This is a genomic window from Dermatobacter hominis (genome assembly GCF_020715685.1).
Taxonomy (GTDB): Bacteria; Actinomycetota; Acidimicrobiia; order Acidimicrobiales; family Microtrichaceae; genus Dermatobacter; species Dermatobacter hominis.
The window spans coordinates 2,587,514-2,601,471 of sequence record NZ_CP085840.1 but is presented as its reverse complement, the minus strand read 5'-3'; the positions used below and the strand labels follow the sequence as shown (position 1 = coordinate 2,601,471).

Annotated in this window: 11 protein-coding genes; all 11 read left to right on the top strand. The window is 70.7% G+C overall.

The features are described 5' to 3' along the window. Nucleotides 1–383 precede the first annotated feature (383 nt). The 11 genes from dnaK to LH044_RS12205 all read left to right on the top strand — a co-directional run bounded on the left by dnaK (nt 384) and on the right by LH044_RS12205 (nt 13,931). Complete coding sequence (gene dnaK, locus LH044_RS12255) at nt 384–2,231, top strand: molecular chaperone DnaK (RefSeq protein ID WP_227755872.1); 1,848 nt, start codon at nt 384–386, stop codon at nt 2,229–2,231. After that, entirely contained in the window at nt 2,228–2,839 is a 612-nt protein-coding gene (locus tag LH044_RS12250; RefSeq protein WP_227755871.1) for a nucleotide exchange factor GrpE, read from the top strand. The genes dnaK and LH044_RS12250 overlap by 4 nt, the downstream gene beginning before the upstream one ends. Nucleotides 2,840–2,844: 5 nt before the next feature. Further along, complete coding sequence (gene dnaJ, locus LH044_RS12245; RefSeq protein ID WP_227755870.1) at nt 2,845–3,987, top strand: molecular chaperone DnaJ; 1,143 nt, start codon at nt 2,845–2,847, stop codon at nt 3,985–3,987. Between the two features lie 2 nt (nt 3,988–3,989). Further along, nucleotides 3,990–4,367, top strand: coding sequence for a heat shock protein transcriptional repressor HspR (locus tag LH044_RS12240; RefSeq protein WP_227755869.1), 378 nt, complete (start codon nt 3,990–3,992; stop codon nt 4,365–4,367). Between the two features lie 56 nt (nt 4,368–4,423). Further along, nucleotides 4,424–5,503 (top strand): SGNH/GDSL hydrolase family protein, encoded by a 1,080-nt coding sequence (locus LH044_RS12235; RefSeq protein WP_227755868.1) that lies wholly within the window; start codon nt 4,424–4,426, stop codon nt 5,501–5,503. Nucleotides 5,504–5,554: 51 nt separating this feature from the next. After that, nucleotides 5,555–8,077 carry an ATP-dependent Clp protease ATP-binding subunit gene (locus LH044_RS12230; protein WP_227755867.1) on the top strand — a complete coding sequence of 841 codons (2,523 nt, stop codon included), beginning with the start codon at nt 5,555–5,557 and terminating at the stop codon, nt 8,075–8,077. A 141-nt stretch (nt 8,078–8,218) separates the two neighbouring features. Then, nucleotides 8,219–9,376, top strand: a complete 1,158-nt coding sequence (locus tag LH044_RS12225) for a glycosyltransferase family protein (protein ID WP_227755866.1) — start codon at nt 8,219–8,221, stop codon at nt 9,374–9,376. Nucleotides 9,377–9,417: 41 nt separating this feature from the next. Further along, complete coding sequence (locus LH044_RS12220; protein WP_227755865.1) at nt 9,418–10,530, top strand: hypothetical protein; 1,113 nt, start codon at nt 9,418–9,420, stop codon at nt 10,528–10,530. A gap of 95 nt (nt 10,531–10,625) precedes the next feature. Further along, nucleotides 10,626–11,672, top strand: coding sequence for an acyltransferase family protein (locus LH044_RS12215; RefSeq protein ID WP_227755864.1), 1,047 nt, complete (start codon nt 10,626–10,628; stop codon nt 11,670–11,672). 102 nt (nt 11,673–11,774) lie between these two features. After that, nucleotides 11,775–13,055, top strand: coding sequence for an adenylosuccinate synthase (locus LH044_RS12210; RefSeq protein WP_227755863.1), 1,281 nt, complete (start codon nt 11,775–11,777; stop codon nt 13,053–13,055). Nucleotides 13,056–13,067: 12 nt separating this feature from the next. After that, complete coding sequence (locus LH044_RS12205) at nt 13,068–13,931, top strand: acyl-CoA thioesterase domain-containing protein (RefSeq protein WP_227755862.1); 864 nt, start codon at nt 13,068–13,070, stop codon at nt 13,929–13,931. The last annotated feature ends 27 nt before the right edge of the window (nt 13,932–13,958 follow it).

The following is a 13,958-nucleotide window of genomic DNA, read 5'->3' as shown; positions in this document are numbered from 1 at the left end:
GACGGGTTCACGCCGTCGCGGGCTCGCACGTCCCGGATCGGCACGGGGGCGGGGCCAGATCCTGAGCGTCCCGTCAGCAGATCCGCCGCATCCGGCGTCGACCTGATAACGCAACGCTCAACTTTGTTACACTGCGATCTGTCACGAGTGGCCCCGATGGCCGGAACCCCCTCTAGCCTGAGCCCCAGGCGAGCAGGTCCCCCGCACATCGCACACCCGGTCGGACCGGCCGCTCCGAACCACACGACAGCGACACGCCGCCCCTCCGGCGGCGGGCTCCGCCGGAGCCGCGTCCCACCGGAACCTCGAGCCCTCCCCGAGCCTCGTCCTCCGAGAGAGCAAGAGCCTCATTCTCCAAGAGAGACAGAAAGCGAGACCCCCACATGCCCAAGGCCGTCGGTATCGATCTCGGTACGACCAACTCCGTCGTCAGCGCCCTCGAGGCCGGTGACGCCGTCGTCATCCCCAACGCCGAGGGCGCGCGCACCACGCCGTCGGTCGTCGCGTTCGCCAAGGACGGCGAGGTGCTCGTCGGCGAGGTCGCGAAGCGCCAGGCCGTCACCAACGCCGATCGCACGATCCGTTCCGTCAAGCGCCACATCGGCACCAACTGGGACATCGAGATCGACGGCAAGAAGTACACGCCGCAGGAGATCTCGGCGCGCATCCTCATGAAGCTCAAGCGCGACGCGGAGTCCTACCTGGGCGACACCGTCACCCAGGCGGTGATCACGGTGCCGGCGTACTTCGACGACGCCCAGCGGACCGCCACCAAGGAGGCCGGTCAGATCGCGGGCCTCGAGGTGCTGCGCATCATCAACGAGCCGACCGCGGCCGCGCTGGCCTACGGCATGGACAAGGAGGCCGAGGACCAGACGATCCTGGTGTTCGACCTCGGCGGCGGCACCTTCGACGTCTCGGTCCTGGAGATCGGCGACGGCGTCTTCGAGGTGAAGTCCACCCACGGCGACACCAGCCTGGGCGGCGACGACTGGGACCAGCGCGTCATCGACTGGCTCGTCGACTCGTTCAAGGGCGACCACGGCGTCGACCTCGGCAACGACAAGATGGCCCTCCAGCGCCTGAAGGAGGCCGCCGAGAAGGCCAAGATCGAGCTGTCACAGGTGGCGCAGACGCAGATCAACCTGCCGTTCATCACCGCCACCGACGCCGGTCCCCTCCACCTCGACTACAACCTGTCGCGGGCCAAGTTCCAGGAGATGACCGCCGACCTGATCGAGCGGTGCAAGGTGCCGTTCGAGCAGGCCATCAAGGACGCCGGCATCTCGAAGGAGCAGGTCGACCACGTGATCATGGTCGGCGGCTCCACCCGCATGCCCGCCGTCCAGGAGCTCGTCGAGAGCCTCACCGGTCGCGAGCCCCACAAGGGCGTGAACCCCGACGAGGTCGTCGCCATGGGCGCCGCCATCCAGGCGGGCGTGCTGAAGGGCGACGTGAAGGACGTGCTGCTCCTCGACGTCACCCCGCTGTCGCTCGGCATCGAGACCAAGGGCGGCGTGATGACCAAGCTCATCGAGCGCAACACCACGATCCCCACCAAGAAGACCGAGGTGTTCACCACGGCCGAGGACAACCAGCCCTCGGTGGAGATCCACGTCCTCCAGGGCGAGCGCGAGATGGCCGACTTCAACAAGACGCTCGGCAAGTTCCAGCTCGTCGACCTGCCCCTCGCCCCTCGTGGCGTGCCGCAGATCGAGGTCACGTTCGACATCGACGCCAACGGCATCGTGAACGTGTCCGCCAAGGACCGGGCCACCAACAAGGAGCAGTCGATCACGATCACCGGGCAGTCCTCGCTGTCCAAGGACCAGATCGACCAGATGGTGCGCGACGCCGAGTCGCACGCCGAGGAGGACCGCCGCCGCAAGGAGGAGGCCGACGTCCGGAACCGGGCCGACACGCTCGTGTACCAGACCGAGAAGATCCTCCGGGAGCAGGGCGACAAGGTCGACGAGGTCGAGAAGGCGTCGGTCGAGTCGGCCCTCGCCGAGCTCAAGGAGGCCCTCAACGGCGGTGACCTCGACCGCATGAACACCGCGTCCGAGAGCCTGATGGCGGCCAGCCAGAAGCTGTCCCAGCTGCTCTACGAGCAGGCCGCCAAGGACGAGGCCGCGGGTGGCGCCGGTGCCGCCGGTGGCGCCGGTCCCGAGGCCGGCCCCTCCGACGACGAGGTGGTCGACGCCGAGATCGTCGACGAGGAGGGCAAGTGAGCTCCAACGCCGGAGCCGCTGGCTACCCGTCCGACGACGAGGTCGCGGTGGGAGAGGTCGTCGAGGACGACCTCTCCACCGACGGCCTGACCGCCGAGGAGATCGCGGATCGGGTCGACGTCGACCTTGACCTCGCGGCCGCCGGCGCGGACGACCTCGGCCAGAGCGCCGAGGAGGCCGTCGTCGAGGCCGTCGAGTTCGCCCAGCGGGTCGAGACCGAGCGCGACGAGCTGCGCGACCTCGTGCAGCGCGTGAAGGCCGACTTCGACAACTACAAGCGCCGCGTCGAGGTCCAGCGCGCCGAGCAGCGCGCCCTCGCGGCGGTGGAGCTCGTCCGCGACCTCCTCCCCGTGCTCGACGCCTGCGACGCCGCGCTGGCCCAGGGCCACACCGACGTGGCCCCCGTCCAGTCGCAGCTGGAGTCGACCCTGACCAAGCGCGGCCTGGTGAAGGTCGCCGACACCGACGTGGAGTTCGACCCGAACGTCCACGAGGCCGTCATGCACGAGGAGGGCGACGGCGAGTCCGTCGTCGTTGAGGTGCTCCGCGCCGGCTACCTGTGGAACGACCACGTGGTGCGGCCGGCGATGGTCAAGGTGAAGGGCTGACCGACGTGTCGTCGCCCCAGCGCGAGTGGTTCGAGAAGGACTACTACGCCGTCCTCGGCGTCGCGGAGACCGCGGACCAGAAGGACATCACGAAGGCCTACCGGAAGCTGGCGCGCCAGCTGCACCCGGACGCGAACCCTGACGACCCGGTCGCAGAGGAGCGCTTCAAGGAGGTGTCGTCCGCCTACGAGGTGGTCGGCGACCCCGAGAAGCGCCAGCAGTACGACGAGGTCCGCCGCATGGGGCCCGTCGGGGCCAACGGCTTCGGCGGGTTCGGCCCGGGCGGCTTCGGCGGCGCCGGCGGCGCGCGGTTCGAGGCCTCGGACCTCTCCGACCTGATCGGCAACCTGTTCACCAGGGGCCGGCAGGGCGGCGGCGGTCCCCAGGCCGCGAGCACCGGTCCGCGACGGGGCACCGACATCGAGGCGACGCTCACGATGACCTTCGACGACGCGGCGCGGGGCGCCACCACGACGGTCAACGTGGTCTCCGACGTCCGCTGCCCCGACTGCTTCGGCAGCGGCGCCGCGGTCGGCACCGCGCCCCTCGTGTGCCCCGACTGCAACGGCACCGGCGCCGTCGCCGAGGACCAGGGATTCTTCTCCTTCAGCTCGCCGTGCCCCCGTTGCGGCGGTCGCGGCCGCATCATCGAGTCGCCCTGCCCGACGTGCAGCGGCCTCGGCTCGGTCCGCCGGCCCCGGCAGGTCAAGGTGCGCATCCCGCAGGGGGTGCGCGACGGCCAGCGCATCCGGGTCAAGGGCCGCGGCGGCGCCGGCGCCAACGGCGGCCCCGACGGCGACCTCTACGTGCGCGTCCAGGTCGAGCCGCACCCGATGTTCGGGCGCGACGGCGACAACCTGACGCTCACCGTGCCGGTGACCTACCCCGAGGCCGCCCTCGGCGCGGACGTGACCGTGCCCACCCTCTCCGAGGAGCCGGTCACGATCCGGGTGCCCGCGGGCACCCGCAGCGGCCGCACCTTCCGCGTGCGCGGCAAGGGCGTGGCCACGCCGAAGTCCACGGGCGACCTGCTGGTGACGATCGAGATCGACGTCCCGACCGAGGTCAACGACGAGGAGCGCGCCGCGCTGGAGGCGCTGGCCGCCGCCCGGACCGCGCCGTCGCCCAGATCGCACCTGGAGGCCTGACCGTGCCCGAGTACCACCAAGCCGTCTACGTCATCTCGGTCGCCGCCGAGCTCGCGGGGGTCCACCCGCAGACGCTGCGCATCTACGAGCGCAAGGGCCTGGTGGACCCGGGCCGGACGAGCGGCGGCAGCCGTCGCTACAGCGAGGCCGACATCGCCCAGCTCCGCCGCATCCAGGAGCTGACCAACGAGGGCCTCAACCTCGCCGGCGTGAAGCGCGTGCTCGAGCTCGAGGCCGTGGTGGCCGAGCTCCAGGCCCGCAACCAGCGCCTGGCCGCCGAGGCGAGCGAGCGCGTCGACGAGGTCCACCGCCAGTACCGCCGCGACCTCGTCCCGCTCAACCAGGCGGTCGTCCGGTACTCGGACCGCCCGCGCCGCTGACCGACCCCGCTCGCGCCGGTGTCCCTTCTGGAGGACCGGCGATAGCGTGCAACACCGTGCCCGTGTCGCCCTCCCGCTCGACGCTGATCGCCGCGGTCCTGGCCGCGGCGGTGGTGACGTCGGCCGTCGTCGCGCTCGGGTCGGCGCCGGCGCAGGCCCAGCAGCGCCACGCCGTGGTGGTCGCCGACAGCATCCTGCTGGGCGCCCAGGGCCCGCTCGTCGGGCAGCTGCAGGGCGCAGGCTGGAGCGTCGACTTCGACGGAGCCGTCAGCCGCTCGACGCTCGCGGGGGCCGAGGCCGTCCGCTCCCACGCCGGGGGTCTGACCGACACGCTCGTGATCAGCCTCGGCGCCAACGACGGCGGCAACGCCGGCACGTTCCGCCAGCGCGTGGACGCGGTGATGGCCGCGGCCGCCGGCGTGCCGCACGTCTACTGGATCACGATCCGCGAGGTGCGGCCGTACTACGGCCCCGCCAACCAGGTGCTCCGCGACGCGGCGACCCGGTACCCGAACCTCACGATCGTCGACTGGCACGCGGCCAGCGCCGGTCGCTCCGACCTCACGTCGTCCGACGGGCTCCACCTGACCTCCGCCGGCGGCCGTGCGCTCGCCGGCCTCCTCGCCGGCGCGATCACATCCGGCGCCCCGGCGCCGGTCGCGGTGGCGACGACCGCACCGCCGCCGCCCACCACGGCGGCCCCGCCCGCGACGACCGTGCCGGCCCCGGCCACGACGGTGCCCGCCCCGGCGCCGACGGCGCCGCCGACCGGCACGCCGACCGCCGCCACGGTGCCGCTCGACCGGTCGCTGTTCGTGACCGGCGCGCTGCCCGGCCGGGTCACCCGGGCCGCCGCCGTCCCCGCACCCGCCGGCGGTGGCGTCCCGTGGGGCTGGCTGCTGGTCGTCGCGCTGCTCGTCGGCGGCACCGCGATCGTGTTCCAGCGGCTCGGCTTCCGCACGGCGTCCGGGCCGGTGCGCCACGCGAGCGTGACGCGAGCCCAGCTGCGCGCCGCCCGCATCGCGGGGGCGCGGGGCCGCCACCCCGCGGCGGCGCCGACGCCGCCGATGCCCGAGGAGCCGAGCCCCGACGTGGGGCCGAGCGAGCTCTCAGGAACGGTCGCCGATCGGTCCTAGAAGTTGAGTGCATCGGTAGCAACTTTGTTGACAGCTTGCTATCATTGACCCATGCCCCTCGACCCCAACACCTGGACCCACAAGACGACGGAGGCGGTCAACGCCGCCCTGACGTCGGCCCGGGAGCACAGCAACCCGGAGGCGACGCCCGAGCACCTGCTCGCCGCGCTGCTCCGCCAGGACGACGGCGTCGTCCTGCCCGTGATCCGCAAGCTCGGCATCGAGCCCCTGCAGCTGCGCAACGCCGCCGACGAGGCCGTGGCCGCGCTCCCCACCGCCTACGGCACCGAGACGCGCCCCAGCAAGGACCTCATCTCCCTCTTCGACGCCGCCGACGGCGAGCGCCGGGAGCTCACCGACGAGTACCTCTCCACCGAGCACCTGCTGCTCGCGCTGTTCTCCGCCGACCAGCGCCGGCCGCCGCAGGACCGCCGCTTCGGCGAGCTCTCCCGCGAGCAGCTCCTCGCCGCCCTCGCCGAGGTGCGCGGCAGCCGTCGCGTCACGTCGCAGAACCCCGAGGACACCCTCGAGGCCCTCTCGAAGTTCGGACGCGACCTCACCGAGGCGGCCGCCGCCGGCCAGCTCGACCCGGTCATCGGCCGCGACGAGGAGATCCGCCGCGTCATCCGCGTGCTGTCGCGCCGGACCAAGAACAACCCCGTGCTCATCGGCGAGCCCGGCGTCGGCAAGACCGCCGTCGTCGAGGGCCTCGCCCGGCGCATCGTCGCCGGTGACGTGCCCGAGTCGCTGGTCGGCAAGCGGGTGATCTCGCTCGACATGAGCTCGATGGTCGCCGGCGCCAAGTACCGCGGCGACTTCGAGGAGCGGCTCCAGGCCGTGCTGGCCGAGATCAAGGAGTCGAACGGCCAGATCATCACCTTCATCGACGAGATGCACACCGTCGTCGGCGCCGGCGCCACCGGCGAGGGCGCGATGGACGCGGGCAACATGCTCAAGCCGATGCTCGCCCGCGGCGAGCTGCGGATGGTCGGCGCAACCACGCTCGACGAGTTCCGCAAGTACATCGAGAAGGACCCCGCCCTCGAGCGCCGCTTCCAGCAGGTGTTCGTCGGCGAGCCGTCCGTCGAGTCGACGATCGCGATCCTCCGCGGGCTCAAGGAGCGCTACGAGGTCCACCACGGCGTCGACGTCGAGGACCCGGCGCTCGTCGCCGCGGCCGTCCTGTCGGACCGCTACCTGACCGGCCGCTTCCTGCCCGACAAGGCGATCGACCTCGTCGACGAGGCCGCTGCCAGCCTGAGCATCGAGATCGGCTCGGTCCCCACCGAGATCGACGTCGTGAAGCGCCGCATCGACGGGCTCGAGATCGAGCGCGTCGCGCTCGAGAAGGCGACGGACCCGGCGTCGATCGAGCGGCTGAAGGCGCTCGACGCCGAGCTCGCCGACCTCCGCGAGAGCTTCGACGGGCTGAACGCCCGCTGGCAGGCCGAGAAGGACCAGGTCGACGCCATCTCCGAGATCCAGGAGCGGCTCGAGGCCCTCAAGGCCGAGGCGGAGCGCGCCTCCCGCGACGGCGACTTCACCCGTGCGTCCGAGATCACCTACGGCCACCAGCCGGTGCTCGAGCGCGAGCTCGAGGCCGCCAACGCCGAGCTGGCCGAGCTGCAGGGCGACTCGCCCATGCTGAAGCGCACGGTCGACGAGGAGGACATCGCCGAGGTCGTCGCCCGCTGGACCGGCGTGCCCGTCGCCCGCCTGATGGAAGGCGAGATGTCGAAGCTCGTCCGACTCGAGGACGTGCTCCACGAGCGGGTGATCGGCCAGGAGGACGCGGTGGCCGCGGTGGCCAACGCCATCCGGCGCAGCCGCGCCGGCCTGTCGGACCCGAACCGCCCGATCGGCAGCTTCCTCTTCCTCGGCCCGACGGGCGTCGGCAAGACCGAGCTGGCCCGGAGCCTGGCCGACTTCCTCTTCGACGACGAGCGGGCGATGGTCCGCATCGACATGAGCGAGTACATGGAGAAGCACTCCGTGAGCCGGCTCATCGGCGCCCCTCCCGGTTACGTCGGCTACGACGAGGGCGGTCAGCTCACCGAGGCGGTCCGCCGCCGGCCGTACGCGGTCGTCCTGCTCGACGAGGTCGAGAAGGCGCACCCCGACGTGTTCAACGTGCTGCTGCAGCTGCTCGACGACGGTCGGCTGACCGACGGCCAGGGCCGCACGGTCGACTTCACCAACGTCGTGCTGATCATGACGTCGAACCTGCCGGGCGATCCCCGCGACTTCTTCCGGCCCGAGTTCGTGAACCGGGTCGACGAGATCGTGCGGTTCCGGGAGCTCGCCGAGTCCGACCTCACGGCGATCGTCGAGATCCAGCTCGACCACCTGCGGGCGCGGCTCGCCGACCGGCGCATCTCGCTGGTCGTCACCGACGCCGCCATGGCCAAGCTGGCCCACGACGGCTACGACCCCGCCTTCGGCGCCCGGCCGCTCAAGCGGCTCATCCAGCAGCAGGTCGGCGATCGCCTGGCGATGTCGATCCTCGAGGGCAAGCTCGCCGAGGGCGACACGGTCACCCTCGACGCGGCCGACGGCGAGTACGTCGTCGCCTGAGCACCACGGCGACCACCAGCAGCTCAGGTGCCCGGGACGACGTGGTCCCGGGCATCTGCGCGTCCGCACCAGGTTGACGTTGCCGCCTCGCTCGTACACAGTTCCGGAGTCGGGGCCGGAGAAGGGGGCGACGTGTCAGTCGTGGGCGGAGCCACAGCGCGGGGAGCCAAGGTCTCGGTCGCCGCGCTCGGACTCGCGGTCCTGCTCGTCGTGGTGGTGTGCATCCCGCGTTTCGCCACGTACAAGGCGATCGATCCGAGCGACGTCGCCCTGACACCGCAGCCCAACGGCTGGTTCCTGGAGCTCGACGACGGCTCGTCGGTCGGCCGGTACTCCTTCGACAACTACTCCTACATCGCCTACGTGGACGAGTTCCGGGGCGACTTCGACCGGTACCCGATCTACGGCCCGTGGATCTGGCGACTCCTGCCCAGCTGGCTCGCCGCCCAGACGCCGATCGAGAACCCCGCCGTCGCGCTGGCGGCGGTATCGCTCGCGTTCCTGGTGCTCGGCGCCGTCGCGCTCGTGGCCACCTCCGCACGGAACGGCCTCGACCGGCGCGGCCAGATGCTGGTCGGTGCCCTCTACGCGGTCTCGTTCCCGATGGTCTGGTACGGAACGTCGGGGTACGTCGACGGCCCGCTCATGGCGACGCTGTGCATGGGGCTGTTCGCCATCCAGTCGAGACGATGGTGGTTGTACTTCCTGCTGCTGCCCATCGGATTCCTGGTGAAGGAGACGTACATCCTGATCGTCCCGGTGGCCGTGACCTATCAGTGGGTGCGCGCTCGTCGGACACAGGACTGGGTCCCGACGCTCGTCGGTTCGCTGGTGCTGGTGGCGTTCCTGTGGTTCGGGATCCGCTGGATGCTCCCCACGCCGCGCACACTCGACTGGATCCCCCGACTTCCTCGGTTCCTCTGGAACCTGTCGCGCCCCGAAGCCGTCGGGAGCTTCCTGCTGAGCTGTGGAGTGGTCGTGCCCTGCGCTCTGCTGGAGATCCGTCGGCGTTGGCGTGCGCGATCGACCGACGGGGCGACCGAGGACCTCTCGACCGATGCCCCCGCACCCGATGCCGACGGTGACGCCGCGTGGCGCGAGGAACTGCACCTCGTGGTGGGACTCGTCATGGGCATGCTCGTGGCCATCCACGGCTTCCTCACGGCGTACGCAGACGGGCGCCACGCGTGGACCATGTATCCGTTCGGAGTGATCCTCGCCGCCATCTACCTCCAGCGTCGTCTCGGATCGACCGCCGACGCTCCTTCCCCTGCGGTGGACGGGAGCACCCCGGCATGAGCGGATCAGCGACAGGAACGCCGACACCGACGAGGACCGTCGTGCGCATCGGGCTGCTGCTGACGCTCGTCGTCCTGGTCCTGGGTTCGCTGAACTTCGCCAGGTACGACTGGACGGGCCTGCCGATCAACCGGGCGCCGATGACGGCGACCAAGGAGGTCAGCGCGTCCTGCGTGGAGCAGATCCAGCCGTACACGACCAACTCCGGCCGGGTCGTGGCGCCCGTCGTCGTCGACGAGCAGCAGTACATGAACCTGGTCGAGTACTACCGAGGAGTTCCGGTCGAGGACCTGCAGCTCAACTGCCTGTACGACCCGTTCACGTTCCGCTCGGGGACCTCCTGGGTGGCGCACTTCCTGCCGGTCGAGGAGGGCCTCGCGCTCGGCCTGACGAACACGGCGTTCACCCTGCTCGGCGTCTGGCTGGTGCTCTTCGCATTGAGGGCCCAGGGGTTCTCGGCCCGTGCGGTGCTCGCAGCGGGGGTGGTCTTCGCTGTCAGCTGGAACGTGCTGATGTTCGGCACCGGGATCCTCGTGGACTCCTCGGTCGTGGCTGCGATCGCGCTCTGCTGGTTCCTCCTCGCCATCCGACGGCCGTGGTTCGTGTGGCCGGTGCTGTTCCTCGGCTATCCGCTGAAGGAGACGGTCGGCATCATCGTGCCGGTGATCCTCGTGTGGGCCTGGACCGAGCACCGCGACCAGCGGCGATCGCTCGGCCGGGCCTTCGCCCCGGCGATCGCTGCAGCGGTTGCCTTCGTGGTCGGAGTGGCCGTCTGGCGGCAGGTGCTGCCGGCGAGCGACGCTGCGTGGCCGGTCACTCCGAACATCCAGAACACGGTCCACAACCTGACCGACGTGATCAGCCTGGGCGCCTTCGTGGTGGGCGTGGGGCCGTTCGTCGTGCCCGCGTTCCTGGCCTACCTGCGGGAGGCACGGCGTACCGGCTGGATCCGCGCCGTCGTCGATCCGGCCGTCGTCGGGGTCGTGGTCGCGCTCGGCATCTGCTTCTGGTCCGGCATCACCGTGGACGTCACGCCGAGGCTCTTCTGGATCGGGACGCCGTTCGCCGCCACGCTCGTCGCCCGTTGGTTCTCCGAAGGACGACCCGAGGAGTGGTTGGCTCGGCGCAGCTGGCTGAGGCCGATCTCGACCTGACGTTTCGTCGGCCGGGTGTCGATGCGAGATGATGCGATCCGGAGGAAGGGATCGGGATGAGTCACGTCGTTCACCACGGCGGAACGGGAGCACGCGTGCAGCCGCTGGATGGCATCCGCGGCGTCGCCGTGCTGCTCGTGTTCCTCTACCACAGCGCGGGGGAGCTGCTCGGCGGCTTCCTGTTGCAGAGCGGCGTCGATCTGTTCTTCGTGCTGTCGGGGTTCCTGATCACGACGATCCTGCTGCGGACGAGGGAACGGTCGGACTACTTCCGGCTCTTCTACCTCCGTCGGTCGGTGCGCATCTTCCCGCTCTACTACCTCGTGTTCGGGGTCACGCTGGTGCTGGCATCGATCGCGATCTCGCTCGGCATCGCAGCCGAGGTCGGATATCCGAACGCCCAGAACCTGATCGACAACCAGCTCTGGGGCTGGCTGTACCAGGTGAACAACCTCATCGCGTTCAAGGGGCCCGTCGCGTTTCCGGCGATGTCGCACCTCTGGTCGTTGTCGGTCGAGGAGCAGTTCTACCTGGTGTGGCCGCTGGTGGTGCTCCTGGTTCCTCCACGTCGCCTCTTCGCCGTCTGCATCGGCATCGCGATCGGGTCCTTCGTCTTCAGGAGCATCGGGTACGTCACCATCAGCCGGGACTTCGCCTACCACTTCACGCTCTGTCGGCTCGACGGACTGACGCTCGGCGCTGCCGGCGCCGTGGTGTTGGGCGACCCGGCGCTGCGAGCGAAGTTCGACCGGTGGATCCGCTGGGCCGGGCGCTACTGGTGGGTTGCGGCCGTGCTGCTCATCATGCCCGAGGTGGTCGCCCTGTTCCCCGGATTCACGGTGCTGTCGCTGATGTTCCTCGGGATCGTGCTGAGCGCTCACGAAGGGGTGCTGTCTCCGCGGCCGACGAGATGGCTCGGCAGTCGGTTCCTGCTCGAGCTCGGCACCTATTCCTACGCGATCTACGTGTTCCAGTTCCCGATCGCCAAGGCGGTGCTGGGCATCACGCCGAGCAACATCCTGCTGATCGACTCGATCTTCCACGTGGTGGTCATCGGTGTGGCCTCCTATGCGCTGGCCCGGTTGTCCTGGGTCCTCTGGGAGCGTCCGTGGTTGTCCTTGAAGCGGCGCTTCTCGTACTGACCACGGCCGGCCTCGGTGTGCCAGGGATGGCGCACGCAGTCGAGTCAACCTGCGTCGGGAGCGGGCAGTAATCTGTGACGTTCCCCGACAGAGGAGAGAGCAGTGCCGGCGACCGTTGTGGTGGGCACCCAGTGGGGCGACGAGGGGAAGGGCAAGCTCACCGACCTCGTCGCCAAGGAGATGCACGCGGTGGTCCGCTACCAGGGCGGCCACAACGCCGGCCACACCCTCGTGGTCGACGGCGAGTCGTTCGCACTCCAGCTGATCCCGTCGGGCGTGCTCTACGACCACATCACGCCGGTCATCGGCAACGGCGTGGTCGTCGACCCGGTGGTGATGCTGAGCGAGGTCGACGCCCTCGAGTCGCGCGGCGTCGACTGCTCCCGCCTCCGGGTGTCGGGCAACGCCCACCTGATCCTCCCGTACCACCAGGAGCTCGACCGGCTGATCGAGCGCCACCTCGGCAAGAACAAGCTCGGCACCACCAAGCGGGGCATCGGCCCGACCTACGCGGACAAGGCCTCGCGCGTCGGGCTTCGGGTCCAGGACCTGCTCGACGCCGACATCTTCCGGGAGAAGCTCGAGGCCGTCCTCGCCGAGAAGAACCTGGTGCTCGCCAAGATCTACAACCGGCTCGGCTTCGACCCGGACGAGCTGGCCGACCGCTACCTGACCGAGGTGGCGCCCCGCGTCGCCCCGTACGTCGCCGACACGGTGTCGCTGGTGCACGAGTCGCTCGAGCGCGGCGAGCACGTCCTGTTCGAGGGCGCCCAGGCCACCTTCCTCGACCTGGACCACGGCACGTACCCGTTCGTCACCTCGTCGAACCCGATCGCCGGTGGCGCCTGCGTCGGCGCCGGCGTCGGTCCGCGGCACATCGACCGCGTGATCGGCATCGCCAAGGCCTACGTCACCCGGGTCGGTTCGGGCCCGATGCCCACCGAGCTGTTCGACGAGACCGGCGACACGATCGTCGACCTCGGCCACGAGTACGGCGTGAACACCAAGCGCCGCCGCCGGCCGGGCTGGTTCGACGCAGTGATGCTGCGCCACGCGGTCCGGCTCAACTCGCTGTCCGAGGTGGCGATCACGAAGCTCGACATCTTCGACAGCTTCGACAGCATCAAGGTGTGCGTGGCCTACGACGTGGACGGCGTCCGCCACGACCACCTGCCGTACCACCAGTCGGACCTCCACGCCGCGACGCCGATCTACGAGGAGCTGCCGGGCTGGAAGAAGGACCTCACCGAGGCCCGGGAGCGCCACGACCTGCCGCCGAACGCCGTCACCTACCTGCAGTTCCTGCAGGAGCAGATCGGCGTGCCGATCCGGGTCGTCGGCACGGGCCCCGGCCGCGACCAGCACGTGCTGTTCTCGGACTGAAGCGCAGCGCACGTGGGCGATCTCGGCACCGACACGGCGCTCGCGCCGCTCGGCCCCGCCGGGGAGGATGGCGACGGCGTCCGGCGCTTCGGCCTCGACCTGTCCGACGACTGGCGCATCTGGACGCTCAACGGCGGCTACGTCGCCGCCGTCGCCCTCCGGGCCGCCGGCGCGGCCACCGAGCTGCCGACGCCCGGCGCGATGTCGCTCCAGCTGGTGAGGGGCGCGGTCGCCGGGCCTGCGGAGGTCCGCGTCCGCAGCGTCCGGCGCACCCGCACGGCCGAGTGCCTGGCGGTCGAGCTCGACCAGTCGGGTGGCCGGGTGGCCGAGGGCCACGTGTGGGCCGTGGACCACGGCGCCGGCCCGGAGCACGACGATGCGGGCGAGCGCCCGGCCGACGGCCCGCTCACGTACCCGACCATCGAGGAGCGGGTGGCCAGCCGCACGGTCGAGGGGCCGCCGCCCCCCGACTTCCCGTTCTGGCGCAACTTCGAGACCCGTCCGATCGACTGGATCGAGGACTGGAACGACCGCACCGCCGGGCCGGCGGTCGCCGGCGACTGGCTCCGGTTCGTCCCCGTCGCGACCTTCGACGACCCGTTCCTCGACGCCGGGCGCGTGGCGGTCGCGCTCGATCTGTACTCGTTCCCGTCGATGACACGGGCCTACGCGCCGCCGATCGAGTGGATCGCCCCGAACGTCGACCTGCACTGCACCTTCCACCGCCCGTCGTCGGGCTCGGAGTGGATCCTCGGGCGGGGCCACACGCCTGTCGCGGCCGCCGGCACGGCCGGCTTCACCGCGGAGGCGTGGTCCGAGGACGGGCGGCTCCTGGCCAGCGGGGGCGGGAAGATGCTCGTCCGGACGGTCGGCTAGAACGGGGCTCGTGGAGGTGAGCGCGGG